General features: G+C 67.2%; 1 protein-coding gene. It reads left to right on the top strand.

What is annotated here, in order from left to right:
• The first annotated feature begins 216 nt into the window (after positions 1 to 216).
• Positions 217 to 1,272 carry a recombinase RecA gene (recA, locus tag HUK84_RS18645; protein WP_176641558.1) on the top strand — a complete coding sequence of 352 codons (1,056 nt, stop codon included), beginning with the start codon at positions 217 to 219 and terminating at the stop codon, positions 1,270 to 1,272.
• Positions 1,273 to 1,321 lie beyond the last annotated feature (49 nt).

Genomic DNA, 1,321 nt, shown 5'->3' with positions numbered 1-1,321 from the left:
CACCGATGCAAGGTCGGCGGGGCTGGCGGTCGGGTCGGACTGACGGGGCCGGCCGGGGCGCCTCGGCCCTCGGCCCTCTGCCCTCTGCCCGGGGTAGGGACGGCTGAGGTGGCTGCTTGTGGATGATCATGTTTTGTTCTAGTCTTGGAGTGCTGTCCGGGTGGAACGGGGCGGCGCGGGCGGACCAGGGAATTTCAGGAAAGCGGGGTAGGGGTGATGGCGCAGGCACCGGGCATTGACAAAAGCAAGGCGCTGGAAGGCGCGCTGAGCCAGATCGAGCGCGCGTTCGGCAAAGGGTCGGTCATGCGTCTGGGGCAGCGCCCCAACGAGCAGGTCGACGTCATTTCCACCGGCTCGCTGGGCCTGGATATCGCGCTGGGGATCGGCGGGCTGCCGCGCGGGCGCATCGTCGAGATCTATGGTCCCGAAAGCTCGGGCAAGACGACGCTGGCCCTGCATGCCATCGCCGAGGCCCAGAAGAAGGGCGGCGTGTGCGCCTTCATCGATGCCGAGCATGCGCTGGATCCCGGCTATGCCCGCAAGCTGGGGGTGGATGTCGACAATCTGCTGATCAGCCAGCCCGATGCCGGCGAGCAGGCGCTGGAGATCGCCGACACGCTGGTGCGGTCGGGCGCGATCGACGTGCTGGTGGTGGACAGCGTCGCGGCCCTGGTGCCGCGCGCGGAACTGGAGGGCGACATGGGCGACAGCCATGTCGGCCTGCATGCCCGGCTGATGAGCCAGGCGCTGCGCAAGCTGACCGGCACCGTGTCGCGGTCCAACACCATGATGATCTTCCTGAACCAGATCCGCCTGAAGATCGGCGTGATGTTCGGCAGCCCCGAGACGACGACGGGCGGCAACGCGCTGAAATTCTATGCCTCGGTCCGGATGGATATCCGCCGCATCGGGCAGATCAAGGACAAGGACGAGGTCGTGGGCAACCAGACCCGCGTGAAGGTCGTCAAGAACAAGATGGCCCCGCCCTTCCGCCAGGTGGAATTCGACATCGTGTATGGCGAAGGCATCAGCAAGATGGGCGAACTGATCGACCTGGGGGTCAAGGCCGGTATCGTCGAGAAATCGGGGGCCTGGTTCTCGTATGACAGCCAGCGGATCGGCCAGGGGCGCGAGAACGCCAAGCAGTTCCTGCGCGACCATCCCGAGATGGCTGCCGATATCGAACGCCGGGTGCGCGAGCAGGCCGGCGTGGTGGCCGAGGCGATGCTGGTCTCCCCCGGCGAACAGGACCTGGCCGACGCGGCCGAGTGACCGGCGTGATGTGCCGCCCCGGTCAGTGACCTGCCGCCCGGCTTGCGGG

The organism is Nguyenibacter vanlangensis (genome assembly GCF_013376155.1).
Lineage (GTDB): Bacteria > Pseudomonadota > Alphaproteobacteria > Acetobacterales > Acetobacteraceae > Gluconacetobacter > Gluconacetobacter vanlangensis.
Note: the sequence above shows the minus strand (reverse complement) of the source record. Positions and strands in the feature narration are given on the sequence as shown.